The 26,842-nt window shown below is 66.2% G+C and carries 22 protein-coding genes; 6 read left to right on the top strand and 16 right to left on the bottom strand.

What is annotated here, in order from left to right; translation table 11 throughout:
- Positions 1 to 38: 38 nt before the first annotated feature.
- A complete protein-coding gene (locus tag IEV99_RS21025; RefSeq protein ID WP_188520283.1) occupies positions 39 to 1,034 on the top strand; it encodes a TerC family protein in 996 nt (331 codons plus the stop codon).
- 143 nt (positions 1,035 to 1,177) lie between these two features.
- Positions 1,178 to 1,744, top strand: coding sequence for a DUF4337 domain-containing protein (locus IEV99_RS21020; RefSeq protein WP_188519814.1), 567 nt, complete (start codon positions 1,178 to 1,180; stop codon positions 1,742 to 1,744).
- Between the two features lie 169 nt (positions 1,745 to 1,913).
- Here IEV99_RS21020 and IEV99_RS21015 read toward each other — a convergent pair whose 3' ends face one another.
- From IEV99_RS21015 to IEV99_RS20970, 10 genes are all read right to left on the bottom strand, one after another.
- Positions 1,914 to 2,243: a YciI family protein gene (locus IEV99_RS21015; RefSeq protein WP_188519813.1), complete on the bottom strand. Its 330-nt coding sequence runs from the start codon at positions 2,241 to 2,243 to the stop codon at positions 1,914 to 1,916.
- 71 nt (positions 2,244 to 2,314) lie between these two features.
- The gene (locus IEV99_RS21010; RefSeq protein WP_188519812.1) at positions 2,315 to 2,968 is read right to left on the bottom strand and encodes a hypothetical protein; all 654 of its coding nucleotides are present in this window, start codon (positions 2,966 to 2,968) and stop codon (positions 2,315 to 2,317) included.
- A gap of 78 nt (positions 2,969 to 3,046) precedes the next feature.
- Positions 3,047 to 4,444, bottom strand: coding sequence for a dihydrolipoyl dehydrogenase (gene lpdA, locus IEV99_RS21005; RefSeq protein WP_188519811.1), 1,398 nt, complete (start codon positions 4,442 to 4,444; stop codon positions 3,047 to 3,049).
- 101 nt (positions 4,445 to 4,545) lie between these two features.
- A complete protein-coding gene (gene odhB / locus IEV99_RS21000) occupies positions 4,546 to 5,811 on the bottom strand; it encodes a 2-oxoglutarate dehydrogenase complex dihydrolipoyllysine-residue succinyltransferase (RefSeq protein ID WP_188519810.1) in 1,266 nt (421 codons plus the stop codon).
- 69 nt (positions 5,812 to 5,880) lie between these two features.
- On the bottom strand, positions 5,881 to 8,853 hold the full coding sequence (locus IEV99_RS20995; protein WP_188519809.1) for a 2-oxoglutarate dehydrogenase E1 component: 2,973 nt from the start codon (positions 8,851 to 8,853) through the stop codon (positions 5,881 to 5,883).
- Positions 8,854 to 9,018: 165 nt separating this feature from the next.
- Complete coding sequence (gene sucD / locus IEV99_RS20990) at positions 9,019 to 9,903, bottom strand: succinate--CoA ligase subunit alpha (protein WP_188519808.1); 885 nt, start codon at positions 9,901 to 9,903, stop codon at positions 9,019 to 9,021.
- Positions 9,903 to 10,100, bottom strand: coding sequence for a tautomerase family protein (locus tag IEV99_RS20985; RefSeq protein WP_210318691.1), 198 nt, complete (start codon positions 10,098 to 10,100; stop codon positions 9,903 to 9,905). The genes sucD and IEV99_RS20985 overlap by 1 nt, the downstream gene beginning before the upstream one ends.
- An 11-nt stretch (positions 10,101 to 10,111) precedes the next feature.
- On the bottom strand, positions 10,112 to 11,305 hold the full coding sequence (gene sucC, locus IEV99_RS20980) for an ADP-forming succinate--CoA ligase subunit beta (RefSeq protein WP_188519806.1): 1,194 nt from the start codon (positions 11,303 to 11,305) through the stop codon (positions 10,112 to 10,114).
- A gap of 105 nt (positions 11,306 to 11,410) precedes the next feature.
- Positions 11,411 to 12,373, bottom strand: a complete 963-nt coding sequence (gene mdh / locus IEV99_RS20975; protein ID WP_188519805.1) for a malate dehydrogenase — start codon at positions 12,371 to 12,373, stop codon at positions 11,411 to 11,413.
- Positions 12,374 to 12,650: 277 nt separating this feature from the next.
- Positions 12,651 to 13,265, bottom strand: coding sequence for a TetR/AcrR family transcriptional regulator (locus IEV99_RS20970; protein WP_188519804.1), 615 nt, complete (start codon positions 13,263 to 13,265; stop codon positions 12,651 to 12,653).
- A gap of 89 nt (positions 13,266 to 13,354) precedes the next feature.
- On the opposite strand from IEV99_RS20970, the gene IEV99_RS20965 reads away from it, so the two are divergent.
- Positions 13,355 to 14,644 (top strand): Nramp family divalent metal transporter, encoded by a 1,290-nt coding sequence (locus IEV99_RS20965; RefSeq protein WP_188519803.1) that lies wholly within the window; start codon positions 13,355 to 13,357, stop codon positions 14,642 to 14,644.
- Between the two features lie 24 nt (positions 14,645 to 14,668).
- Here the strand turns inward: IEV99_RS20965 and zapE are convergent, their stop codons facing one another.
- Positions 14,669 to 15,844, bottom strand: coding sequence for a cell division protein ZapE (zapE, locus tag IEV99_RS20960; protein WP_244644001.1), 1,176 nt, complete (start codon positions 15,842 to 15,844; stop codon positions 14,669 to 14,671).
- 249 nt (positions 15,845 to 16,093) lie between these two features.
- Here zapE and IEV99_RS20955 point away from each other — a divergent pair, with 249 nt between their 5' ends.
- On the top strand, positions 16,094 to 18,604 hold the full coding sequence (locus tag IEV99_RS20955) for a methyl-accepting chemotaxis protein (RefSeq protein ID WP_188519802.1): 2,511 nt from the start codon (positions 16,094 to 16,096) through the stop codon (positions 18,602 to 18,604).
- Between the two features lie 26 nt (positions 18,605 to 18,630).
- Here the strand turns inward: IEV99_RS20955 and IEV99_RS20950 are convergent, their stop codons facing one another.
- The 3 genes from IEV99_RS20950 to IEV99_RS20940 all read right to left on the bottom strand — a co-directional run bounded on the left by IEV99_RS20950 (position 18,631) and on the right by IEV99_RS20940 (position 21,510).
- Complete coding sequence (locus tag IEV99_RS20950) at positions 18,631 to 19,149, bottom strand: carboxypeptidase regulatory-like domain-containing protein (protein ID WP_188519801.1); 519 nt, start codon at positions 19,147 to 19,149, stop codon at positions 18,631 to 18,633.
- A 97-nt stretch (positions 19,150 to 19,246) separates the two neighbouring features.
- Positions 19,247 to 20,488 (bottom strand): bifunctional glutamate N-acetyltransferase/amino-acid acetyltransferase ArgJ, encoded by a 1,242-nt coding sequence (gene argJ / locus IEV99_RS20945; protein WP_188519800.1) that lies wholly within the window; start codon positions 20,486 to 20,488, stop codon positions 19,247 to 19,249.
- A gap of 119 nt (positions 20,489 to 20,607) precedes the next feature.
- The gene (locus IEV99_RS20940) at positions 20,608 to 21,510 is read right to left on the bottom strand and encodes a peptidylprolyl isomerase (protein ID WP_188519799.1); all 903 of its coding nucleotides are present in this window, start codon (positions 21,508 to 21,510) and stop codon (positions 20,608 to 20,610) included.
- 328 nt (positions 21,511 to 21,838) lie between these two features.
- Between IEV99_RS20940 and secA the strand changes: the two genes are divergently transcribed.
- Together secA and IEV99_RS20930 are read left to right on the top strand one after the other, a co-directional pair.
- Positions 21,839 to 24,646: a preprotein translocase subunit SecA gene (gene secA, locus IEV99_RS20935; protein WP_188519798.1), complete on the top strand. Its 2,808-nt coding sequence runs from the start codon at positions 21,839 to 21,841 to the stop codon at positions 24,644 to 24,646.
- A 200-nt stretch (positions 24,647 to 24,846) separates the two neighbouring features.
- Entirely contained in the window at positions 24,847 to 25,770 is a 924-nt protein-coding gene (locus tag IEV99_RS20930; protein WP_188519797.1) for a manganese catalase family protein, read from the top strand.
- 132 nt (positions 25,771 to 25,902) lie between these two features.
- On the opposite strand, the gene IEV99_RS20925 is transcribed toward IEV99_RS20930, so the two are convergent.
- Together IEV99_RS20925 and IEV99_RS20920 are read right to left on the bottom strand one after the other, a co-directional pair.
- Positions 25,903 to 26,460, bottom strand: coding sequence for an HNH endonuclease (locus IEV99_RS20925; RefSeq protein WP_188520281.1), 558 nt, complete (start codon positions 26,458 to 26,460; stop codon positions 25,903 to 25,905).
- Between the two features lie 141 nt (positions 26,461 to 26,601).
- On the bottom strand, positions 26,602 to 26,805 hold the full coding sequence (locus IEV99_RS20920; RefSeq protein ID WP_244644000.1) for a putative motility protein: 204 nt from the start codon (positions 26,803 to 26,805) through the stop codon (positions 26,602 to 26,604).
- Positions 26,806 to 26,842 lie beyond the last annotated feature (37 nt).

The raw sequence follows: 26,842 nt of genomic DNA, 5'->3' as shown, positions 1-26,842 counted from the left end.
GGCGCCATCGTTGATCATTCAACCATGGGCCCGACATGCTGGAATTCCTGCTCATACCCGTATTGGCCAAGCCGCTCTGGATGTGGATTGGCTTCGCGATCATCGTAGTGGCGCTGCTCGCCTTCGATCTGGGCGTTCTGCACAAAGAATCGAAAGAGATCTCAGTGCGCGAGAGCCTGTTGCTCTCTGCCTTCTACATCGTCATGGGCGTCGCCTTCGGGGCGGTCGTGTGGTGGCAGATCTCACCCCAGGCCGGCCTCGAATACCTCACCGGCTACGTCATCGAGAAAAGTCTCTCGATGGACAACATCTTCGTCATCGCGATGATATTCGGCTATTTCGGCATCCCGCGCGCTTATCAGCACCGGGTGCTGTTCTGGGGCATCCTTGCCGTCATCCTGTTGCGCGGCCTCATGATCGGCGTCGGCGCGGCGCTGGTGCAGCAGTTCAGCTGGGTGCTCTACATCTTCGCCGCCTTCCTGGTGATCACCGGCGTGAAGATGATCTGGGCCGCCGACAAGGAGTACGACGTCGCGTCCAACCCCATCCTGCGCTTCATGCGCAAGCGCTTCCGGGTAACGGACGAGCTGCGGGGCGAGCGTTTCGTCGTGAAGGAGCCCAACCCGGCCACCGGCCGGATGGAGACCGCGCTAACGCCGCTTTTCCTGGTTCTCATCCTGGTGAATGTCGCGGACGTGATCTTCGCGGTGGACTCAGTGCCGGCGATCTTCGCGATCACGACCGACACCTACCTGGTGTTCACCTCCAACATCTTCGCCATCCTGGGCCTTCGCGCGCTCTACTTCGCGCTGGCCGCCATGGTCGACCGCTTCGCCTACCTGAAATACGCGCTCGCGGCCGTGCTGATCTTCATCGGCTCCAAGATCGTGGTGGCCGACATGCTCGGCATCGCCAAGGTTCCGCCGGCCATCTCGCTTGGCGCCACCTTCGCGATTCTGGGGGCCGGCGTGGCGTGGTCCTTGTGGAAGACCCGCAATGCGCCGCCCGCGCTGGCGCGGGAAGGCGCGGAGTAAGCGCCCGGACCTCGTTGCCGACGGCGTCGAGCGAACCCTCTTTCTCCTGCCGGAGAGAGAGGGTTCGCGCTTGCGGATGACGCGAATCACGATTCAACTCCGCGCCGACAGGTCGCCAGCCGACCTTTGGGGGAATGAGTTCGATGTCGCACGACGCCGGCCCGGTCGAGGGCGGAAACAAAAAGATCGCATTGCTGATCGGCATCCTGGCGCTGTTCCTGGCCTTTTCGGAGCAGGGCGGCAACGAGGCGCAGACCAATTCGCTGGCCGCCAACGTGGAGGCCTCCAATCTCTGGGCCTTCTTCCAGGCCAAGACGATTCGCGGCACCGTGGTGCGCACGGCCGCCGAGCAACTCGAATTCGAGCTCGACGCCATCCCGGACCCGGCCCGCAAGGCCGCCGCCCAGAAGCGCATCGACACGTGGAAGGCCACGCAGGCGCGCTGGGACAGCGAGCCCGAGACTCAGGAAGGCCGCAAGGAACTCGCCGCCCGCGCCAAGGCGGCCGAGGACAAGCGCGACCTGCAGGGCCGCAAGCATGACCACTACGAGGTGTCGTCAGCTGCCCTTCAGCTCGCCATCGTGATCGCGTCGTCGTCCATCATCACCGGCATCGCGGCGCTGATCTGGGTGGCTGCGGGGCTCGGCGTGGTCGGGGCCGTCTTCATGGGCATCGCCGCGTTCGCCCCGATGGCGGTGCATCTCATTTAGCCGGCCAATCTCAACCGCAACGCCGCCGTCATAGCGAGCGCAGCGAAGCAATCCACCGCGCGGCTGAGCTCGGCGTTGCTCATTATCCGCGCGCTCCCGGTGAGGGAGGTGCGGCGCCCTGGATTGCCGCGTCGCTGCGCTCCTCGCAAGGACGGCGAGCGTTGCTTGGTTACGCTTCGATCAGCGGCCACACCTCGACCACCCCATGCGCGACCGCGCAGGGCGAGCGCGACACCAGCGCAATCGCGTCCGCCACGTCGGCAGCCTCGATGATGGCGAAGCCTGCGACAGGGAGCGATGAAGCCGTAAAGCGGCCGTTCGTGGTCTTCACGCCGGCCGCGTCGGGGTTTCGCACCTGAACCGGCGATCCCGCCATGCCCATTAGCGCGCCGAGCTGCTTCAGCGTCTCGTCATGCGCATGGGCGGCGTCGCGGATCTGCGAGGCGGTGCGGTCGTAGCCGGCCCGGTCTCCGTAGCCGATGGTGACGAACTTGGGCATGGGACCTCCTCCGACGTTGAGGAAGCCCGGAAGGCCGGCCGTGGTTCCGCGCGTGGCCGACGTCTCGATGATTACTGCACCTGTCCGGCGGGCGCCGCAGGCGAGCGCAGAGGCTGCGCTGCGAGCGGGGCGCCGGGAAGTGTCGGCAGCTCCGGTTTGCTCATGAGGCGTGTGGTCATGCGCTCGTTCAGCGTGGGAAAGCGCTCGCGAAATTCGCGGAGGACCCCATCGGGGATTTCGGCCACCTGGCTGATCCCCACGCCCCCGGCCCTGATCGCCTTCAACATGCCGATGTTGACGACCTCGCCCGGCTGCACGCTGAAGGTCGCAATCGGACGCTCATACACGACGTGGCGGAACGCCCATGAGAGTTGCTTCGCAGTCAGCCGGGTCTTCTGCCGATAGCCGGAGCATTCGAACTCGACGATGCCCCATTCGCCTGCCGGTAGCGGATTGACGCCGGCGGTGTCCTTCGTGAAAACCCTCTGCTCGTGATGCAGGCCGTGGTTCAAGACCCAACCTTTAGAGTCGGGTTCCTGCTTGGCCAGCTTCAAGTCGATGATCGAGCACTCCTGATCCGCGAAGGCGGCGTAGAAGACGACCACTCCCTTGTCGGTGGCCATCAACTGGGATGCGGTGATCTTGTCGTCGACCTGACAACCCGCGGCGAGCGCGGCGAAGCTAAACGGCAGCACGATGCGGGAGAAGAAACTTCCGAGAATCATGAGGCCCGCCATCGTTGAAGTATGGCGGGCCTCTTAAGTCTGCGGCGCGGGTTGGTCCACCAACCGCCGGTAGATCGCTCAAATATGAATCGCGCGCTTCTCCACCGCCATGGCGGCTTCCTTGACGGCTTCGCTCAGGGTCGGGTGGGCGTGGCAGGTGCGGGCGAGGTCCTCGGAGGAGCCGCCGAACTCCATCAGCACGGCCGCCTCGTGGATCAGTTCGCCGGCGCTGGCGCCGATGATGTGGACGCCCAGCACGCGGTCCGTGTTGGCGTCCGCGATCACCTTTACGAAGCCGTCCGAGTGGCGCATCGCGCGGGCGCGGCCATTGGCGGTGAACGGGAACTTGCCGACGGAGTAGGCGATGCCCGAGGCCTTCACCTCTTCCTCGGTCTGGCCGACGGAGGCGACCTCCGGCATGGTGTAGACCACGCCCGGGATGACGTTGTAGTTCACGTGCCCGGCCTTGCCGGCCAGGATCTCGGCCACCGCGACGCCCTCGTCCTCGGCCTTGTGGGCCAGCATCGGGCCGCGCACCACGTCGCCGATGGCGAAGATGCCCGGAACGTTGGTCTGGAAGTGCTCGTCGATCACCACGCGGCCGCGCTCCAGCGCGACGCCGACAGCGTCGAGGCCGAGGCCTTCCGTGTAAGGCCGGCGGCCGATCGCGACCAGCACCACGTCAGCGTCGATCGTCTTGGCCTCGCCGCCCTGCGCGGGCTCGATGGTGACGCTGGCGCCGCCCTGGTTGGTCTCGACCTTGGTGACCTTGTGGCCGAGCGTGAAGGAGACGCCCTGCTTCTCGAGGATGCGCTGGAACTGCTTGGCGACCTCGTTGTCCATGCCGGGCAGGATGCGATCCAGGAACTCCACCACGGTGACCTCGGCGCCAAGGCGGCGCCAGACGGAGCCGAGCTCCAGGCCGATCACGCCGCCGCCGACCACGAGCAGCTTGTTGGGCACCTTGTCGAGCGCGATCGCGCCCGTGGAGGAGACGATCACCTTCTCGTCGATGGCGACGCCCGGAAGCGGCGCGACGTCCGAGCCCGTGGCGATCACGATGGCCTTGGTCTCCAGCGTCTGCTCGGAGCCATCCTCGGCCGTGACCTTGACCTGACCGGGAGCCGTGATGACGCCTGTGCCAAAGAACGCGTCGACCTTGTTCTTCTTCAGCAGGAAGCCGACGCCGTTGACGTTGGCCGCCACGGTGTCGTCCTTGTGCTTCATCATCGAGGGCAGGTCGAGCTCGACCCCAGCCACCTTGACGCCCAGCGCCGGGAAGTCGTGCGCGACCTCCTCGAACATGTCGGAGGCGTGCAGCAGCGCCTTGGAGGGGATGCAGCCGATGTTCAGGCAGGTGCCGCCATGCGTCTTGCGCTTCTCCACCACGGCGGTCTTGAGGCCAAGTTGCGCGGCCCGGATGGCGCACACGTAGCCGCCGGGGCCGGTGCCGATGACGATGAGGTCGTAGGACATGCGATTGGCTCCATGCCCGTCATGGCCGGGCTTGCCCCGGCCATCCACGCAGCCGGGTTAGACGTGGATGCCCGGGGCGAGCCCGGGCATGACGTTGGGTCTCAGAGATCCAGCACGAGGCGCGCCGGGTCTTCCAGGGCCTCCTTGACGCGCACCAGGAAGGTAACGGCTTCCTTGCCGTCGACGATGCGGTGGTCGTAGGAGAGCGCCAGATACATCATCGGGCGGATCTCGATCTTGCCGCCGACCGCCATGGGGCGTTCCTGGATCTTGTGCATGCCCAGGATGCCGGACTGCGGGGCGTTCAGGATCGGGGTCGACATCAGCGAGCCGTAGATGCCGCCATTGGTGATCGTGAAGGTGCCGCCCTGCATCTCGTTGATCTTGAGCTGACCGTCGCGGGCGCGCCTGCCGAAATCCGCGATGGTCTTCTCGACGCCCGAGATGGAGAGCTGGTCGGCGTCGCGCACCACCGGGACAACGAGGCCCTTGTCGGTGCCGACCGCGATGCCGACATGGTAGTAGTTCTTGTAGACGAGGTCCGTGCCGTCGATCTCGGCGTTCACGGCCGGGATCTCCTTCAGGGCCTGCACGCAGGCCTTCACGAAGAAGCCCATGAAGCCGAGCTTGTTGCCGTGCTTCTTCTCGAAGATGTCCTTGTACTTGGCGCGCAGGGCCATGACCTCGGTCATGTCGACCTCGTTGAAGGTCGTCAGCATGGCGGCGGTGTTCTGCGCTTCCTTGAGGCGGCGCGCGATGGTCTGGCGCAGCTTGGTCATGCGCACGCGCTCTTCGCGCGAGGCGTCGTCGGCCGGCGAGGGCGCGCGGACCTGCGCGGGAGCGGCGGCGGGCGCAGGCGCGGAGGCCCCGGTCGCGATGGCGGCCAGCATATCGCCCTTGGTGACGCGGCCGTCCTTGCCGGTGCCAGGCACGCCGGACGGGTCGACGCCGTTCTCGGCCGCCAGACGCTGCACGGAGGGAGCCTGGGGCGTCCCGGCGGGCAGCACCTTGGCGGGGGCGGCGGCAGGAGCCGGCGCGGCCGGAGCCTCCTTCGGGGTGTCCTGGGGCTTGGGCTGCTCCGCCGCCTTCGCGGCGACCGGAGCGGCGGCCGGGGCCGCGGCCGCGCCGGAGCCGGCTCCGATGGAGCCTAGCAGGGCGCCGACGCCGACCGTTTCGCCTTCCTTGGCGGCGATCTCCGCCAACACGCCGGAGGCCGGCGCATTCACCTCCAGGGTGACCTTGTCGGTTTCGAGCTCAACCAGGGGCTCGTCGGCCTTCACGGCCTCGCCCGGCTTTTTGAACCACTTGCCGATGGTGGCCTCGGTGACCGACTCGCCAAGGGTCGGGACGCGGATGTCAGTCGCCATGATCTCAACTGGGATGCGGGCGGAGAGCCCTGAAGACACGGAATGGTGGGCGAGGGGGCCGCGCGGCGATCAGGCCGCGAAGACCTCCTCAAGGAAGGCCTGCAATTGGTGCAGGTGCTTGGACATCAGACCCGTCGCGGTGGCTGCGGAGGCCGGACGGCCAGCGTAGCGCGGCTCCTTGTTCTTCATGCCGACGCGCGCCAGCACCCAGCTGAGGTACGGCTCCACAAAAGTCCAGGACCCCATGTTCTTGGGCTCTTCCTGGCACCACACCACGTCGGCGTTCTTGAACCGCGACAGCTCGGCCGCCAGCGCCTTGATCGGAAACGGATAGAGCTGCTCCACGCGCAGCAAGTACACGTCGTCGATCCCGCGCTTCTCGCGCTCCTCGTAAAGGTCGTAATAGACCTTGCCGGAGCACAGCACGACGCGGCGGATCTTGCCGTCTTTCGCGAGCTTGATCTTCTCGCCCTTGAGGTACTGGGCGTCGTCCCACAGAAGGCGGTGAAACGACGTGCCGGCCGCCATCTCGTCGAGCCGCGACACGGCCCGCTTGTGGCGGAGCAGCGACTTCGGCGTCATCAGGATCAGCGGCTTGCGGAAGTCACGCTTCAGTTGCCGGCGCAGGATGTGGAAGTAGTTCGCCGGCGTGGTGCAGTTGGCGACCTGCATGTTGTCCTCGGCGCACATCTGCAGGAAGCGCTCCAGGCGGGCGGAGGAGTGCTCCGGACCCTGGCCTTCATAGCCATGCGGCAGGAGGCAGACGAGGCCCGACATACGCAGCCACTTGCGCTCGCCGGACGAGATGAACTGGTCGAACACCACCTGCGCGCCGTTGGCGAAATCGCCGAACTGCGCCTCCCATAGCGTCAGGGCGTTGGGCTCGCTCAGCGAGTAGCCATATTCGAAGCCGAGCACGGCCTCTTCGGAGAGCATCGAGTTGATGACCTCGTAGCGCGCCTGGCCGTCCTTGATGTGGTTCAGGGGCGTGAAGCGGCTCTCGTTTTCCTGGTCGATCAGCACCGAGTGGCGCTGCGAGAAGGTGCCGCGCTCGCAATCCTGGCCGCTGAGGCGAACCGGATGGCCTTCCAGCACGAGCGACCCGAAGGCCAGCGCCTCGCCGGTCGCCCAGTCGATGCCTTCGCCGGTGTCGATCGCCTTGCGGCGGTTGTCGAGGAAGCGCTGAATGGTCTTATGGACGTTGAAGCCCTCCGGCGCGGTGGTGATCCGCTCGCCGATGGTCTTCAACGTCTCGATCGGCAGACCGGTCTGGCCGCGACGCGGATCCTCTTCTTCTTCCTTCACGGCCTTCAGGCCGGCCCAGCGCCCGTCCAGCCAGTCGGCCTTGTTGGGCTTGTAGGCCTGGCCGGCCTCGAACTCGGCCTCGAGACGCGCACGCCAATCGGCGCGCATCTTCTCGACCTCGCCCTCTGTGACGACACCCTCGGCGATCAGCTTGCCGGAGTAGATCTCCAGCGTCGACTTGCGCGACCGAATGTTCTTGTACATCAGCGGCTGGGTGAAGGCCGGCTCGTCGCCCTCGTTGTGGCCGAAGCGGCGGTAGCAGAACATGTCCACCACGACCGGCTTGTGAAACTGCTGGCGGAATTCGATCGCCACCTTGGCGGCGAACACCACCGCTTCAGGATCGTCGCCATTCACGTGGAAGATCGGCGCCTCGATCATCTTGGCCACGTCGGACGGGTAGGGCGACGACCGCGAATAGCGCGGGTATGTGGTGAAGCCGATCTGGTTGTTGATGATGAAGTGGACCGAACCGCCCGTCCGGTGGCCCTTCAGGCCCGACAGGCCCAGGCACTCGGCCACCACGCCCTGGCCCGCGAAGGCGGCGTCGCCGTGCAGCAGCAGCGGCAGCACCTTGGCGCGCTCCACCACGTCGTTCATCTGGTCCTGCTTGGCGCGGACCTTGCCGAGCACGACCGGATCGACGATCTCGAGATGCGACGGGTTGGCGGTGAGCGACAGGTGGACGTTGTTGCCGTCGAAAGTGCGGTCCGAGGACGCGCCCAAGTGGTATTTCACGTCGCCCGAGCCTTCCACGTCGTCGGGCGCGTAGGAGCCGCCCTTGAATTCGTGGAACAAGGCGCGGTGCGGCTTGCCGAGCACCTGCGTGAGCACGTTCAGGCGGCCGCGATGCGCCATGCCGAACACGATGTCGCGCACGCCCAGCGCGCCGCCGCGCTTGATGATCTGCTCCAGCGCGGGGATCAGCGACTCGCCGCCATCGAGGCCGAAGCGCTTCGTGCCCGTGTACTTGACGTCGATGAACTTCTCGAAGCCCTCGGCCTCGACCAGCTTGTTCAGGATGGCGCGCTTACCCTCGCGGGTGAACGCGATTTCCTTGTTCTGGCCCTCGATGCGCTCCTGGATCCAGGCCTTTTCGGCCGGATTGGAGATGTGCATGAACTCGTAGCCGATGGTGGAGCAATAGGTCCGCTTCAGGATCGCGAGCATCTCGCGGATCGTCGCGAACTCCAGCCCGAGCACGTGGTCGATGAAGATCCGGCGATCCCAATCGGCCTCCGTGAAGCCGTACGAGGAGGGATCGAGCTCTTCGTGGTCGGTGCGGGTCGCAATCGCGAGCGGATCGAGCTCGGCATGGAGGTGGCCGCGCATCCGGTAGGCGCGGATCATCATGAGGGCGCGAACCGAATCGCGCGTCGCCTGCATGAGATCGGCCTGCGAAACCTCGCCGCCCTTGGCGGCCGCGACCTTCTCGGCCTTGCCCTTGAGCTTGTCGCCGACGATCTTCTCGACCTGGCCCCAGTTGCCGTCCAGCGCGGACACCAACTCGCCATTGGCGGCAATCGGCCAGTTCGCCTTTTTCCAGGACGCGCCCTTGGCGCTCTTTTCCACCGACGCCTTGTCGTCCTGCAGCGCGCCAAAGAAGGCCTGCCACTCGGCGTCCACCGAGTTCGGGTCCTGCTCGTACTTCGCGTACAAGTCCTCGATATAGGCGGCGTTGCCGCCATACAGGAACGAGGTCTGCAGAAGGGCGTCGTTCTGGTCCTGCCGTGCCATGCTTCTCTCCCGCGCCGCCGTGGCGCCGTCGAATTCTTTGGCGGGGGCCCGCCATCTACCCCCTCTCCCCGAGGTGGGGAGAGGGCTGGGGTGAGGGTGGCTCAGCCGCTCCCCTCATCCGGCGCTGCGCGCCACCTTCTCCCCTGTTGGGGAGAAGGGTTCCGCTCAGCCCTTCAGCACTTCAACCAGCGTCTTGCCGAGGCGGGCCGGCGACGGCGACACGCGGATGCCCGCCGCTTCCATGGCGGCGATCTTGTCCTCGGCGCCGCCCTTGCCGCCCGAGATGATCGCGCCTGCATGGCCCATGCGGCGGCCCGGAGGGGCCGTGCGGCCGGCGATGAAGCCGACGGTGGGCTTGCGGCGGCCGCGCTTGGCCTCGTCGGCCAGGAACTGCGCCGCGTCCTCCTCGGCCGAGCCGCCGATCTCGCCGATCATGATGATCGACTCGGTCTTGGGATCGGCCAGGAAGAGCTCCAGGACCTCGATGAACTCGGTGCCTTTCACAGGATCGCCGCCGATGCCGACCGCGGTGGTCTGGCCCAGCCCTTCGCGGGTGGTCTGGAACACCGCCTCATAGGTGAGGGTTCCGGACCGCGACACAATGCCGACATTGCCCTTCTTGAAGATATTGCCCGGCATGATGCCGATCTTGCATTCGCCGGCCGTCATCACGCCGGGGCAGTTCGGGCCCACGAGACGTGACTTCGAGCCCTGCAGGGCCCGCTTCACCTTCACCATGTCGAGCACCGGGATTCCCTCGGTGATGCAGACGATGAGCGGAATCTCGGCCGCGATGGCCTCGCAGATCGCGTCCGCGGCGCCGGGAGGCGGCACGTAGATCACGCTCGCGTCGGCCCCGGTGGCCTCGCGGGCCTCCACGACGGTGTCGAACACCGGCAGGCCGAGATGGGTGGATCCGCCCTTACCGGGCGACGTGCCGCCGACCATCTTCGTCCCGTAGGCGATCGCCTGCTCGGAATGGAAGGTGCCGTTCTTGCCCGTGAAACCCTGGGTGATGACCTTCGTGTTGGCGTCGATGAGAACGGACATCAGTCCCTCGCAAGTTTTCGGGTGTCGGCGACGAGCGATCCGGCATGCCCCCAGTTCTCGTCCTCGACGACGTCGATGACGATATGGATGCTCTCCGGCTTCTTTCCCAGGACGCGCACGAGCGTTTCGCTGAACTCGCGTACGACCTGGGCTTTCGTCTCCCGGGTCAGGTTGGTGGTCGTGGTCTTCAGGTTCACGAAGGGCATTCTCAGCCCCGCACGGCCTTGACGATCTTCTGGGCGGCATCGTCGAGGTCGTCGGCCGAGATCACGTTCAAGCCGGACTTGGCGATGATGTCCTTGCCGAGTTCCACGTTGGTGCCCTCGAGGCGAACCACCAGCGGAACCTTGAGGCCGACTTCCTTCACGGCCGCGATCACGCCCTCGGCGATGACGTCGCAACGCATGATGCCGCCGAAGATGTTGATCAGGATGCCCTGCACGTTCGGATCGGCCGTGATGATCTTGAACGCCGCCGTGACCTTTTCCTTGGTGGCGCCGCCGCCGACATCCAGGAAGTTCGCCGGGCTCTCGCCGTAGAGCTTGATGATGTCCATCGTCGCCATCGCGAGGCCGGCGCCGTTGACCATGCAGCCGATCGTGCCGTCCAGCGTGATGTAGTTGAGATCGTACTTGGACGCCTCGATCTCCTTGGCGTCTTCTTCGGTCTCGTCGCGCAGGGCGAAGATGTCCGGGTGACGGTACATCGCGTTGCCGTCGAACGAGATCTTGGCGTCCAGGGCCTTGATCTTGCCGTCCTTGCCGACGATCAGCGGGTTGATCTCCAGCATCTCCATGTCCTTGGCGACGAACGCCGCATAGAGCTGCGAGACGACCTTCTCGGCCTGCTTGGCCAGGTCGCCCGAAAGCCCCAGCGCCTTGGCGACACGGCGGCCGTGGTGGCCCATCACGCCGGTGGCGGGATCGACCGAGAAGGTGACGATCTTCTCGGGGGTATCGTGCGCCACGTCCTCGATGTTCATGCCGCCCTCGGTGGAGACCACGAAGGCGATGCGGGAGGTTTCGCGGTCCACCAGCATCGACAGGTAGAACTCCTTCTCGATGTCGGAGCCGTCCTCGATGTAGAGCCGGTTGACCTGCTTGCCGGCCGGGCCGGTCTGGATGGTGACCAGCGTCTTGCCGAGCATCTCGCCGACGAACTGCTTCACCTCGTCGACCGACTTGGCGAGGCGGACGCCGCCCTTTTCGCCGGCCTCAGCTTCCTTGAACTTGCCCTTGCCGCGCCCGCCGGCGTGGATCTGCGACTTCACGACCCAGAGCGGGCCCCCGAGCTCCTTGGCGGCGGCTTCCGCCTCCTCGGCCTTGAACACGGGCCGTCCGTTGGAGACCGGCACGCCGAATTCCTTCAGCACCGCCTTGGCCTGGTATTCATGGATGTTCATGGGAACCTCGAGAGCGAGTAGCGAATGACGAGCGGTGAGCGGTGAAGGGGGCGCGGCTGGAGAGGCTGGCGCCCCCTTCGCTCGTCCCCATTCGCCACTCGCCGATTACGCAAAGGCGGGGTTGATGGTCTTGCAGGCGTCGACGAGGCCCTTCACGGCCGCGACCGACTTGGAGAACATCTCCTTCTCGGTCTCGTCGAACGCGATCTCGACGATCTTCTCGACGCCGTTTTCGCCGATCAACACCGGCACGCCGACATACATGTCGGAGACGCCGTACTGGCCATCGAGATAGGCCGCGCAGGGCAGCACGCGCTTCTGGTCGCGCAGGTAGCTCTCCGCCATCGCGATCGCGGAGGCGGCCGGGGCGTAGAAGGCCGAACCGGTCTTCAGCAGGGCGACGATCTCGCCGCCGCCGCCGCGGGTGCGCTTGACGATGCTGTCGAGCTTGTCCTGCGTGAGCCAGCCCATCTTGACCAGGTCGGGGAGCGGCACGCCGCCAACCGTGGAGTAGCGGATCAGCGGCACCATGTCGTCGCCGTGGCCGCCCAGCGTCATGGCGTGCACGTCCTTGACGGACACGCCGAGCTCCTCGGCCAGGAAGTAGCGGAAGCGGGCCGAGTCGAGCACGCCGGCCATGCCGACGACCTTGTTCTTCGGCAGGCCGGAGGCCTTCTGCAACGCCCACACCATGGCGTCGAGCGGGTTCGTGATGCAGATCACGAAGGCGTCGGGGGCATACTGCTTCAGGCCCTCGCCGACCTGCGACATCACCTTGAGGTTGATGCCCAGGAGGTCGTCGCGGCTCATGCCGGGCTTGCGCGGCACGCCAGCCGTGACGATCACGACGTCGGCGCCGGCGATCGCCTCATAGGAGTTCGCGCCCGTGTACTTGGCGTCGAAGCCGTCGACCGGGGAGGATTCGGCGATGTCCAGGCCCTTGCCCTGGGGGACGCCTTCGGCGATGTCGAACAGGACGACGTCGCCAAGTTCCTTCAATCCGACGAGATGGGCGAGGGTGCCGCCGATCTGCCCGGAGCCGATCAGAGCGATCTTCTTGCGCGCCATGGTGGGTTCCTTGAACAAGGTTGGGGCCACGGGCCGCCGAGAGCCGCCCGGGAACGGGTTGGCCATAGCCCCATCCCGTGGCGGCATCAAGTCAACAGAAAGGCTCAGAATGAGCTTCAAAGCCTATGCCAAGGGTTCGGCTCGGCGATCTATTTATTCAGTGTTCACAACGCATTGTCGGTTCATCAGGGCAGGTCCCACCAAAGGTTAATGCCTGAATTTCGAGCGTTACAAATGACAAAAAATGTTATTTGTTACATGTTTTTCGGCTTCAGGATCACGTCATTCCGCTGCCGAAAGCCCGGAGCGCAACCCGGACCGCAATCCCGACGCGATCATCCAGCATGCGTCGCGGCGCCTCACAGTCCAGCCGGATTGCCACCGGATGGATGAAACGAAATACAACGTCCAACAGCAGCGTGACTGCTTTTTCGGGCCGACGGATGTTGAACACGCCTGAGCCGATCCCCTCCTCGACCACCCGGTCGATGAGCATGCGGACGCGGCTGCGGTGTTTGCGGGCGACGCCACGGGCGGCCTCGTAGGCCTCCACATAGAGCTCGAACAGGTTGGGATCGGCCTCCAGCTTGTCACGCAGCGCGCCGGCGAGCGCCAGGATCATGCGCTCGAGCTTGTCGTCAGCCGGGTCTGGTGCGTCCACGACCTCGGCGAGGAGCTGCTCGATGGGACGCAGCCATGCGGCCGTGATGGCGTCCGCCAGCGCCACCTTGGAAGCGTAGTAGCGGTAGACGTTGGCATGCGTCATGCCGGCTTCCTTCGCCACTGCGGTCACTGTGGTGCGCGCCATGCCGTAGCGGCGCACATGGTCGGCCGCGATCGCCAGGATGCGGGCGTCGACGCTGTCGGCAGGCGGTGCGGAGGCGGCGTGCATGGCCTTCACCCATAGCGCGGCGGGGTCGCGGCGTCATTGCCCGGCGCGGCGCAAAGGCCTAGCGTCCCGGCCTTCAGCGGAGCCGTCAAATGTCGATCCACGCCAAGGCGCGCCTGCCTCGTCCCCGCCGCACGCTTCTGCGGCTGCTCGGCCCCGGCCTCGTGGCCGGCGCGGCGGACGACGATCCGTCAGGCATCGCGACCTATTCGCAGGCCGGCGCGCAGTTCGGCTACGGCCTCCTTTGGACGGTGGTGCTCACCTATCCGTTCATGGTGGCCATCCAGGTGGTCAGCGCACGTATCGGGCGCGCGACCGGGGCTGGCATCGTGGCGAACATGCGCCAGGTGTTTCCACGCTGGGCGATGGCGTGGATCGTCCTCCTGGTGCTTGCCGCCAACACGATCAACATCGCGGCCGACCTCGCCGCCATGGGGGCGGCGCTGAAGCTGGTCGCCGGCGGGCACGCGGCCCTCTACGCGGTGGCGCTCGGCGCGTTCTGCGCGGCGCTGGAGGTAATGGTCCCTTACCGGCGCTATGCTCCTTTCCTGAAGGGGCTCACGATGGTGCTGTTCTTCTACGTCGGCACGGTGCTGAGCATCCATCTGTCGTGGGGCGAGGTCGTTCGGGGAGCCCTGCTCCCGCAGTTCGCGCTCAACGCCGACGCGATCGTGACCGTGGTGGCGGTGTTCGGCACCACCATCAGCCCGTACGTCTTCTTCTGGCAGGCGGCCGAAGAGGTCGAGGAGATGAAGCAGACGCCGCACATGCGGGCTTTGCGAGACTACCACGCCCACACGGCCCCGGTTCTCCGGCGCATCGGCATCGATACGGCCCTCGGCATGGGGTTCTCGATCGCGATCGCGGCCTGCATCATGATCACCACGGCCGCGACCCTCCATCAGCGCGGCATCGTTGACATCCAAACCTCCGCGCAGGCCGCCGAGGCGCTGCGGCCGCTGGCGGGCGAGTTCGCGTTTCTGCTGTTCGCGCTTGGAATCCTGGGCACCGGCCTGCTTGCCGTGCCGGTGCTGGCGGGCTCGGCCGCCTATGCGGTCGCGGAGGCTTTCGGCTGGCGCTCGTCGCTGGAATTGAAGCCTCTGGAGGCGCGCGGCTTCTACGCCATCGTGGCAGGCTCGACGTTGATCGGCGCCCTGGTCGCGCTGTCGCCGCTCGATCCCATCAAGATGCTGTTCTGGACGGCGGTGATCAACGGCGTCGTGGCCGTGCCCGTGATGGCCGTGATGATGCGCATCGTGTCGAGCCGCAAGGCGCTCGGCGACGGCGCGGCCGGCCCGGCGCTGAAAATAGGCGGCTGGGCGGCCACTGCCGTGATGGCGATCGTGGTGGTCGCCATGCTGGCCGCCTGGGCGGCCGGCTGAAGTCGCTCGGAGCGCCCCGGCCGGTCAGGTTTCGACGAGGCCAGTCGTGTTACCGCTGACGTTGCGGTCGCCGCGTCCGTGCGGGGCCGCCAGATATTGCTCGGATCGCATCTCGATCAGCCGCGACACCGTGCGGTCGAACTCGAAGGCTTCGCGGCCCTCCCGGGCCGTGTAGAGCTCCTGCGCGGGAGCTTGTGCGCTCGCCACCAGCTTCACGGAGCTGTCGTATAGCGCGTCGACCAGCATGATGAAGCGCTTCGCCTCGTTGCGCTGCTCGATGCCCATCACGGGCACGCCGTCGATCAGCACGGTGTGGAACCGCTCCGCGATGGCGAGATAATCGGCGCCGCCCAGCGGCTTGGCGCAGAGATCCTCAAAGCCGAACCGCGCCACGCCGTGCGCGGCCGCCGGCACCTCCAGGGGATGCCCTTTCACGGTGAGCCGCATGCCGCCCGCCTTGGGCACGCCCGACAGGCTCGCGAAGGTCCGGTCCAGCCAACGCCGGCTCTCGTCGTCGGCGGGCACGTGCCAGACCTCGGCGCCGGCGAGCTTTTCGAGCCGGTAGTCCGTCCGGGCGTCCAGCCGCACGACCTCCATCCGCTCCTGCAGGAGCCCGATGAAGGGCAGGAACAGGGCCCTGTTCAGGCCGCCTTCGTAGAGCCGGTCCGGCTCCACGTTGGAGGTCGCCACCACGGTGACGCCCTCGGCAAACAGCGCCGTGAACAGCCGGCCGAGGATCATCGCGTCGGCGATGTCTGTGACCGTGAATTCGTCGAAGCACAGCAGCGAGGCCTCGGCTGCGATGGAGGCGGCCACGGGCGGGATCGGGTCGCCGTCCTTCACTTCGCCTCGCTTCACGCGCTGGCGAAACGCGTGGATGCGTTCATGCACGTCCGCCATGAAGGACAGGAAATGCGCCCGGCGCTTGGCCCGCACGGGAGCGACCTCGTAGAAGAGATCCATCAGCATGGTCTTGCCGCGCCCGACCGAGCCCCAGACATAGAGGCCGCGCAGCGGCTCGGCCGAACTCGCCTTGCCGAAGAGCCAGCCCAGCGCGCTGCTCTTGCGAGCCAGGTGACGCTCCGCCAACGCGGCCGCGAGGCGATCGAGTTTGGCGACGACGGCCTTCTGGGCCCCGTCCGCCTCGATCACGCCGGAGGACAGCAGGGCCGCGTAGCGCTCTGCGAGGGTCGCGGACAAAAGTGGGAGGCTCCTGGCGGGACGGGACGGCAGCGTTTAGCCCCAGAGCGGCCCTGGAGCAACGTCGCACGGGAGAGCGCCTTCAGGCACATGACGAATTTGAACGAAAAAGTGTGAAAGACGTCGAAACAACCGGGGGTATTATCTGAAATTTAAGGTCCTCGGCTTGATCTATATCACTCCTGGCGCGGCGGTTCGTTGCTTAAGCACGACCGGGGTCACGCGCCATGTATGACAAGGATCGGCTCAATGAACCCGCTCGCGCTCCTGCGCCGGACCAAGGTTACGGTCGGCAACAAGATCATTCTGATCATCATGATCTTGGCGGCGCCGTTCGCGCTCATGACGAAGCTTTATTTGAACCAGATCGGCAAGGATATCGCCTTCGCGCAGCTCGAGCTGGACGGATCGCGTTACATCGAGACGCTTTGGCCCATGCTCGTCGATGCCGAAAGCGACCAGGCCTCGCGCAGCACGGAGCTGCGGCGCCGGCCAGCCTCGGCCGACGAGGCGTTCAAGAGCAAGGAAGCCGTGGACGCCTTCGCGGCTGCGGCCGGAAAGGCCGGCCAGTCCGCCATCGAGGTGGCTGAAGCTGGCCGGACCGCCATCTCCAAGGTGGCGGACGGCTCCAACCTGACGCTCGATCCCGATCTCGATTCCTACTACCTGATGGACGCCAGCACGGTGCGCCTGCCCGAATTGGCGACCTCCATCTTCGTTCTCAAGGACGCGCTGAAGCCCTACGGCGCCGCCGGAGCCAAGCCGAACGGCAAGGCGCTGCGCGCCCTCGTGGCAGCCGCCACCCGTTATCAGGCAGCCCGCGCGGCCGCTGTGTCATCCCTGTCCGCCGCCCAGGACGGCAATCCGGATGGAACCGTCCGCACTGCCCTTAAAGCATCCACGGCGACGTTCGAACAGGCGACAGCGGACGCGGACACGCTGATCGACACGACGTTGCTGAAGGCTGAATCCGCCGAACGCGCGCCCGCCGCGGATCTCGAGCGGGCGCTGACATCCGTGACCAACGCCACGCGGGGCTTGTGGACGCGATCGGAGTCCGAACTCGTGCGCCTGCTGCAGGCCCGCATCGACGGATTCGCGGCGGACCGCTGGCAGAAAATGGCGATCGTCGGCGCCGCTCTGGCGCTCGCCGCTTTGGTGCTCGTGCTGGTGATCGGCTCGATCCGCAAGCCGCTCACGGGCGTTCTGGGCGCAATCGGGCGCTTCCAGGCGGGCGACTTTCTATCCGCCGTTCCACACGCGGACCTCAACAACGAATTCGGCGAGATCGCCCGCGCGTTGCGCAAGCTGCAGGGCATGAGCGGTGAGCAGGCGCTGACCACGGCCGGCATCAACGGCTCCGGCATGATGCTGATGATCACGGATTCCGACGACCGAATCATGTTCCTCAGCAACGGCCTGACGCAGCTGTTCATGGAGCTGGAGCCCTACTTCCGCGCCGCCAAGGAGAACTTTTCGGTGAACGCCATGTATGGCGAGCACATCGATTACTACGGCGCGAACGCAAATCTGAAGCGCGAACTCATCTCGGACGACGGGCGCCGGCGGCGCGTGCGTTACGAGGTCGGCGGTCACGTGATCGACGTCGACATGAGCAACGTGCAGGACGCCAACGGCCGCCGCGTCGGCAGCGTGCTCGCATGGACGGACATCACAGCCGAGCTTGCCGCCGAGCGCGAGATTGCCGAGATCGTCGGCTCGGCCGGCCACGGCGACTTCTCGCGCCGCGTCGCCCTGGAGGGCAAGAAAAGCACGGCGCGCGAAATCGCGCTGGGGCTGAACGCCTTTGCGGACCTGGTCGAGAACGCCACGACGGATTTTGCGGCGTCGCTGACGGCCCTCGCGGCCGGCGACCTCACGCGCCCGGTCGCCAATCAATATGACGGCGTGTTTGGGCGCCTGCAGGAATCGATCAACCACACGATCGAGCGCCTGGCCGAGACGCTGGGCACCATCCAGCGCACCGCCGCGGAGGTCGCCACAGCGGCGACCGAGATCCAGATGGGCTCCACTGATCTCGCACAACGCACCGAGGACCAGGCCGCAAGCCTGGAGGAAAACGCCGCCACCACCGAGGAGCTGGCCGCCTCCGTCAAGGCGAGCGCCCAGTCCGCGCGACTGGCCGCAACCATGGCCGAGAAGGCCAAGCAGAGCGCGTCCGATGGCGGCGCGATCGTGGTTCAGGCGGTTTCGGCCATTTCGCGGATCGAGGAGTCCTCGCGCCGGATCGCCGACATCACGTCGGTGATCGACGACATCGCGTTCCAGACCAACCTGCTGGCGCTGAACGCCGCCGTGGAAGCCGCCCGGGCCGGCGAGGCCGGCAAGGGCTTTGCGGTCGTGGCGTCCGAGGTCCGCACCCTGGCGCAGCGCTCGTCCGAGGCCGCCAAGGACATCACCGGGCTGATCACGTCCTCCACCAACGAGGTGGTGACCGGTGTGAAGCTCGTGAAGTCCGCCGGCGACGCGCTGGAGCAGATCGTCTTGGCGTCGCGCGAGGTCGCCGACACCATCGCGGAGATTTCGTCCTCGACGGCCGAGCAGGCCACCGGCATCGACGAAATCGCTTCTGCGATCTCGACGCTCGACTCCGCGACCCAGCAGAACGCCGCCTTGGCGGAAGAAAGCGCCGCTTCGGCGGCCTCGCTGACGACGCAGATCCAGGACCTGGAACACCTCGTCTCTGGCTTCCGCATCGAGGCCGAGCGTCCCAGCGGCGGCCGCCGCCGCGCGGCCTGATCGCCATTCAGGGGAATTCGGAACGGCTATTTGCCCGACAAGATAACCTCGGCGGTCTCGTCGCCTTTCACGGTGACTTCGTCGAAGATGGCGCCGCCGTGGGGGAGGTACTCGTCCTTCGGCAGCCAGGTGAGCGTTGTCGAGACGAAGTAGCGCCCTGGCTTCACGTTCTCGAACCGGAACGAGCCGTCCTTGTGCGCCTTCAGCTTGCGCATTGCATCGCTGTAGCGCGGGTCCGCGGGAGCGACGCCGTTGCCGAATACGGCGCTGTTGTAGCGGCCGTCCGAGAACAGCTTCCTGAACCGCTCCTCCGCGTAGGGCGTCGCCGGGATCAGGTACACCCACTCGCCGCCCGCCGTGGCGAAGTTGCCCGAGGGTTTGCGCAGAAAGGCGCTGCCCTTGATGGTCGCCTCGCCGGTTTCGAGCTGCGCCTTGGCGTGCGCCGCCATGGCGTCGTCGAACGAGGTCTCGATCTTCTGCTGCTGCACGCAGGCCGTGAGGCCCGCCATCGCAAGGGCGCAAACGCCCGCTCGCCAACCGATCATGAAAAATGCTCCGGCCTGAAAGACCGGAGCTTAGAAGCCCTCCCGGAACCCGGAAACCGACCGCCGCGCGCGCAACCTGCCGCACGCAAGTTTTTGGTCAGCTCCGGTAATCCCCGTTGATCTCCACGTATTCCTTGGTGAGATCACACGTCCACACGGTCGCCTTGCCGTTGCCAAGGCCGAGATCGACCCGAATGTCGATGTCCTGCCCTTTCATGTAGTCGGAGACGGTCTTCTCGTCGTAGCTCCCGTCCCGCGCGCCCTTCACGGCGACGCGGTGCGGGCCGAAAGAGATCGCCAGCCTGTCCCGGTCGGCGGGTTCTCCCGCCTTGCCGACCGCCATCACGACGCGGCCCCAGTTGGCGTCCTGGCCCGCGATGGCGGTTTTCACCAGCGGCGAGTCCGCGATAGACTTGGCGATGCGCTTTGCCGAGGTCGCGCTCACCGCGCCCTCCACGGTCACGCCAATGAAGTGGCGGGCGCCCTCGCCGTCCTTCACCACCTGGTGGGCTAGATCCAGCAGCACGGCGTCCAGCGCCTTGCGGAAGCCGGCGAGCCGGCGGTCCGAAGCCTCCGTGATGCGCGGGCAGCCCCGCGCCTCGGCCGCGCCCGTGGCAAACAGCATCAGGGTGTCGGACGTGGAGGTGTCGCTGTCCACCGTAATGGCGTTGAACGACCCCTTTACGGAGCGCGACAGCATGGCCTGCAGCGCCTCGGCGGCGATCGGCGCATCCGTGAACACGAAGGACAGCATGGTCGCCATGTCGGGCGCGATCATGCCGGCCCCCTTGGCGATACCGTTGATGGTCACCTGGACGCCCCCGATGGTCGCCTTGGCGGTGGCTCCCTTCGGGTAGGTGTCGGTGGTCATGATCGCCTTGGCGGGCTCAATCCACGGCCCCTCGGAGGCGCGCTTGGCGCAGTCCGCCAGCACGCCCTCGAACTTCGTGGCGTCCAGCGGCTCGCCGATCACGCCCGTCGAGGCCAGGAAGATCTCGCCCGGCCGGCAGCCCAGGGCCTTGGCGGCGATGTCGGCCGTGAGCCGCACCGCGTCGGCGCCGGTCTTGCCCGTGAACGCGTTGGCGTTGCCGGAATTCACCACCAGCCCGCGCGCGGTTCCGCCCGGCAGCGCCTTGCGGCACCAATCCACCGGGGCCGAGGGGCAGCGGGAACGCGTGAACACGCCGGCCGCAGTGGTTCCTTCGGCGAGCCGCAGCAGCAGCACGTCCGTGCGCCCCTTGTAGCGGATGCCGGCCGCGGCGGTCGCGAAGCTTACGCCCGCGATGGGCGGCAAGTCTGGAAACGAGGCGGGCGCGAGCGGGGAAACGGCGGTCGCCATGGCGATCCTCGACGGTTCGATCGAGACGGGAGAGCTTCGGCCGGATCGGCCTGCGGCTGTGGAAAGGACAAGAAAAAGCCGGGGGAGAAAACCGCCCCCGGCTGTGGATGACCTGTGGATCAGGGCTTCTTGGGCTCGGCCGCCGGAGTGGCGCCCGCCGCCGCCGCGGCGCCGGCGTCGGCCGGCTTGTCCAGCCGCTCGACCTTGCCCTTGGAGCGCAGCGCCAGCACGACGTCGGTCTGGGCCTTGCGGGTCAGGTACTGGCTGATCTGCTCCTTGACCTCGTCGTAGGGAGGCACGGGCTTCGTCCGCTTCTCCTCGAGCTTGATGACGTGCCAGCCGAACTGGCTCTTCACCGGCTCGGAGACCTGACCAGGCTGCAGCTTGAACGCCGCGTCGGCGAATTCCGGCACCATGCGCTCCTTGGAGAACCAGCCGAGGTCGCCGCCCTCCTTGCCCGAACCGGGATCCTTGGAGAGCTCGGCCGCCACCTTAGCGAAGTCCTCGCCCTTTTTCACCCGCTCGGCCGCGGCCTTCGCGTCGGCTTCCTGCTCCACCAGGATGTGGCGGGCGTGCACCTCTTCCTCGGGCTTCAGGTCCTTCACGGTGTCGGCGTAGAGCGCCTTCATCTTCTCGTCCGTGACGGCCTTCTTGGCTTCCTGGCTGAGATACTCGTCCAGCAGCAGCTTGTCGCGCTGGTAGGCGGCGCGTGCCGCGAAGTCCGGGCTGGCGTCCACCTTGGCGGTGGCGGCGGCGCGCGAGCCGAGTTTCAGGTCGGCGAGGTAGCCCACCAGGTAGTCGCGCTTCGCCGGCTCCGGCATCTGCGGCATGTTGGCGCCGAGATCGTCGGCCGCGAGGTCGAGGTCCTTTTCGGTGATCTTCATGCCGTCCACAGTGGCGACGACCTTGTCGCCGGCCGCGGCCGTCTGGGCCGAGGCCGCGCCGAAAGAGAGGCCGAGCGCCAGGGCGGCGGCCGCCAGAATGGCGGCGGGACGGAGGTTGGACGCGTGAGCGATGGTCATTCTCGAGATCCGTGTCGGCGCCCGGGAGCGCAAGGGCTAAGCGCGGTGTCGCGCGAACAAGTGGAGCAACGCGCATCCGCGCGCAAGACGTCTTTGGCGCGCAGTGCAGCCCTCCCTTTGAAAAAGCCGATCGTGACACCATCTTGACGAGGGCGCGGCCCCGTTTGGGCGAACGCCCCCGGGTGGGCAGGGTCGCGGTTCCTCTCGCGCAAGGCCCACAACAGCCGTGCGTCCCGACGCGGATGGCGCTATAAGCCCCTCCGACAAAACCTCTACGGCGCCTGGCCTCGGCCTGCCGCGCCGCCTTTCGACGTGAGAAGGGTTCTCGATGTTCGGCGCACTTGCCAAGAAGGTGTTCGGTTCGGCCAACGATCGCCGGCTCAAGACGTACAAGCCCAAGATCGCGGCCATCAACGCCCTGGAGCCGGAAGTCTCGGCCCTTACGGACGATCAGCTGCGCGCCCGCACCGACCAGTTCCGACAGGAGCTCGCAGCCGGCAAGACGCTCGACGACATCCTGCCGGCCGCCTTCGCGACCGTGCGCGAGGCCGCCAAGCGCGTGCTCGGCCAACGCCATTTCGACGTGCAGCTCATCGGCGGCATGGTGCTGCACGAAGGCTCCATCGCGGAGATGAAGACCGGCGAAGGCAAGACCCTCGTCGCCACGCTGCCGACCTACCTGAACGCGCTCGCCGGCAAGGGCGTGCATGTGGTGACGGTGAACGACTACCTTGCCCGCCGCGACGCCGAGTGGATGGGGCAGGTCTACCGCTTCCTCGGCCTTTCGGTCGGCATCATCGTGCACGGCCTGGACGACGTTCAGCGCGCCGAAGCCTATGCGTGCGACATCACCTACGGCACCAACAACGAGTACGGCTTCGACTACCTGCGCGACAACATGAAGTACGAGCTCGGCCAGATGGTCCAGCGCGGACACAACTTCGCGATCGTGGACGAGGTCGACTCCATCCTGGTCGACGAGGCGCGCACCCCGCTCATCATCTCGGGCCCGCTGGACGACCGCTCCGACCTCTACAACTCCATCGACCTGCTGCTGCCCAAGCTTGCCAAGGGCGACTACGAGGTGGACGAGAAGCAGCGAGCCGTGTCGCTCACCGAGCAGGGCAACGAGCACATCGAGGAGCTGCTCGCGGAGGCCGGCCTCCTCAAGGAAGGCTCGCTCTATGACGGCGTGAACGCCACGCTGGTGCACCACGTCAACCAGGCGCTGCGCGCCCACACGCTGTTCCAGCGCGACAAGGACTACATCGTCCGCAACGACGAAGTGGTGATCATCGACGAGTTCACCGGCCGAATGATGCCGGGCCGCCGCTATTCGGAAGGCCTGCACCAGGCGCTGGAGGCCAAGGAGCACGTCCAGGTCCAGCCCGAGAACCAGACGCTCGCGTCGATCACGTTCCAGAATTATTTCCGGCTCTATGGCAAGCTCGCCGGCATGACCGGCACGGCCGCCACCGAAGCGGACGAGTTCCTGGACATCTACAAGCTCGAGGTGGTCGAGATCCCGACCAATATCGGCGTCACCCGCATCGACGAGGACGACGAGGTCTACCGCACGCAGGCCGAGAAGCTGAAGGGCATCGTGCGCGAGATCGAGGAGGCGGCCGAGAAGAGCCAGCCCATCCTGGTCGGCACAACTTCGATCGAGAAGTCCGAGCAGCTCGCCGACTTCATGGTCGAGCAAGGCTACACGCTGATCGATTTCACCAGCCCCAAGGCGCTGGAGCCGCTCTACCGCGCCGCCAAGACTGGCGTGCCTTCCAAGACCTTCGCGGTTCTGAACGCCCGCTTCCATGAGCAGGAAGCGTTTATCGTCGCGCAGGCGGGCGTGCCCGGCGCTGTGACGATCGCCACCAACATGGCCGGCCGCGGCACCGACATCCAGCTCGGCGGCAACGTCGACATGCGCGTACGCCACGAGCTCGCCGACATCCCCGAAGGCCCCGAGCGCGACGCCCAGATCGCCGCCATCAAGGCCGAGGTGGCCGAACTGAAGCAGAAGGCGTTGGCGGCCGGCGGCCTCTACGTGGTCGGCACCGAGCGCCACGAGAGCCGGCGCATCGACAACCAGTTGCGCGGCCGCTCAGGCCGCCAGGGCGACCCAGGCCGCTCCAAGTTCTATCTGTCCCTGCAGGACGACCTGATGCGCATCTTCGGGTCCGAGCGCATGGACGGCATGCTGCAGAAACTCGGCCTCAAGGAGGACGAGGCGATCATCCATCCCTGGATCAACCGGGCGATCGAGAAGGCGCAGCAGAAGGTCGAAGCCCGCAACTTCGACATGCGCAAGAACATCCTGAAATACGACGACGTCATGAACGACCAGCGCAAAGTGGTGTTCGAGCAGCGTCGCGATTTCATGGGCGAGGAGAGCGTACGCGCCACCATCGACGACATGCGCCACGGCGTGGTCGACGACCTCGTCGCCAAGCATATCCCCGAGGGCGCCTATCCGGAGCAGTGGGACATCGCGGGCCTGGACGAGGAAGTGCTGCGCCTCCTCAACCTCGAGCTGCCCGTCGCCGATTGGGCGAAGGAAGAGGGCATCGCGGACGACGAAATCCGCGAGCGCATCAAGACGGCGGCCGATGAGGCCTATGCGGAGCGCATCGAGAAGAACACGCCGGACGTGATGACGTATGTGGAGAAGCAGGTGCTTCTCCAGATGCTGGACCACCTCTGGCGCGAGCACCTGGTGACGCTCGACCACCTGCGGCAAGTGGTGGGCTGGCGCTCCATGGCGCAGCGCGACCCGCTGAACGAGTACAAGCAGGAAGCTTTCGAGCTCTTCGACGGCCTCATCGGCCAGCTGCGCGAGCAGGTGACCGCCCAGCTGATGCGCGTCGAGGTGATGTTCCAGGAGCCCGAACAGCCGCAGCTGCCGCCCATGCACGCCACGCACATCGATCCGCTCACGGGCGAGAACGAGATGGCGATGGCGGGCGATCCAACCACCCGCGCGGCCGCGCAGCTGGGCTTCTCGGCCGAGGAGGTCGTGCCGGCCGCGCAGCGCGACCCCAATGATCCCTCCACATGGGGCCGCGTCGGCCGCAACGAGCCTTGCCCGTGCGGCTCGGGCAAGAAGTTCAAGCACTGCCACGGGCAGTTCGCCTGAAGCGCAACCCCCGCCACCGCGGGGGTGCGCAACCGTCTACGTCTTTGCGCTCTGGGAAGAATTCGGAACCTGCCAGCGGATGTTCGGTTGGGTCAGGTCTGGCGGCCACGCTGGAACACCCTGATCTCCACCATTATTCGCCAGCTCGTTGCTGATCGCACCTGTGCGACTGCTTGAGTATGGCAGCCAGGAGCGCACCCATGTTCATGCGAGTCGACAAGCTGCAAGCCGAACTGCCGGCGCCCAAGCGCAAGGATCCCAACGCCGCCGCCGCGCTACAGGAACTGCTGGGCGGAAAGTACGGCGAGATGAGCACGCTCGGGAACTACATGTTCCAGAGCTTCAATTTTCGCAGCAAGGCCAAGCTGCGGCCGTTCTACAGCCTCGTCGCCGCGATCACGGCCGAGGAGCTCGGCCATGTCGAACTCGTCAGCAATGGCGTCGCCATGCTGAACAATGGTCCCGACAACGACGGCGACGAGCAGGACGGGGGCGACATCTCGGGCGCGCCGTTCGAGGACATGAAGGACATCCGCCTCGCGGCCGCCTTTCTGTCGAATGGCGGCGGGGTCACGCCGGTCAACAGCAATGGCCAATCCTGGAACAACGACTTCATCACCACGACGGGCAATGTGGTGCTGGACCTGCTGCACAACTTTCACCTCGAATGCGGCGCGCGCCTGCACAAGCTCCGCGTCTACGAGACCCTGACCGACCCGACCGGCCGCGAGGTCTGCGGCTACCTCCTTGTTCGTGGTTCTGTTCACGCCCACGCCTATGCGTTGGCTCTGAAGAAGATCACCGGCGTCGAGATCGAGAAGATGCTCCCGACGCCCAACATCCCGCTCGGCAACATTCCCGAGTGTCAAAAATACCTGCAGGAAGGCTCGCACCGCCGCCTCTACAGCTTCAGCCCCGGCGACTACAAAGAGATGTCGGGCATCTGGGGCAACGGCGAAGTCGCGCTCCCGAACGACCCGCCAGGCGAATTGGAAGTCGTGGAAGGCATGCCTGAAGGCGGCAAGATCCACCAACTGACGGGCGTTCCGTCGGCCTTCACGCCCGACTACGCGCCCGAGGAAATGTTTGAGATCGCCCAGAAGCTCTACAAGAAGTCGCGCTGATCGCAGCTCCGGGGCCGCTTTGAACTCATGCCCGGGCTTGTCCCGGGCATTTGCCCGTCGGCCAGCAACGTGGATGGCCGGGTCAGGCCCGGCCATGACGGAGGGGCAACCAGCCGCCATCCAGCCCGGTCCTTACGGCTCCAGCTCCGAATCCCAGTACAGGTAATCCATCCAGCTCTCGTGCAGGTAGTTCGGCGGGAAGAGCCGGCCGTTCTGGTGCAGATCGCTGACCGAGGGGGCGTAGGGGGCCTGGTGCGGGATCATGCCGACCTGCCGGGGCATGCGGTCGCCCTTGCGCAGATTGCAGGGGGAACAGGCCGCTACCACGTTCTCCCAGGTCGTCTGCCCGCCCTTGGAGCGGGGAATCACGTGATCGAAAGTCAGGTCGTCCCGAGAGCCGCAATATTGGCAGGTGAAGCGGTCGCGCAGGAAAACGTTGAAGCGGGTGAAGGCTGGATGCCGGGAAGGCTTGACGTAGGTCTTGAGGCACACGACCGAGGGCAGTTGCATCTCGAAGGTGGGACTTCGAACCGTTTTGTCATAATGCGAGATGATGTTCACCCGGTCCAGGAACACCGCCTTTATGGCGTCCTGCCAACTCCACAACGACAGCGGGTAGTAGCTTAGAGGCCGGTAGTCCGCATTGAGCACCAGCGCCGGACACGCCTCCGGCGACACGGGATGATGGATGTGGGGCTGGTGAACGTGGATCGTCACCGAAAGCGCCTCCTACTCCGCAGAGCGAACCGAATCCACTCTGCCGAATAGTCTATGCCTGTCGTGACGGTCTTGTGAAGTGCGGCGGACGTCGCGTGACGCGCGGTCGCGGGCTCAGGCCCGAACGTCGACCTTGGTTCCGGTTCCTGGGGCCGGCGCGGCCTCCACGGCCTGCGAGGCCGAGTCGAGCATCGAAAGCAGGGACCGCTCGGCGGTGATCTGTTGCTTCATCACCGCGATGCCGACCTGCTGCTGCAGGGCGTCCTGCTGCATGGTCATGATGCTCGACAGGGGATCCACGGGGCCAATGGTGCTCATGGGGCGCGAGACTAGCGCCCAACCCTTTGCGGAGGTT

It is taken from the genome of Alsobacter metallidurans (genome assembly GCF_014636935.1).
Classification (GTDB): domain Bacteria; phylum Pseudomonadota; class Alphaproteobacteria; order Rhizobiales; family Beijerinckiaceae; genus Alsobacter; species Alsobacter metallidurans.
This window is presented reverse-complemented; position numbering and strand designations above follow the sequence as displayed.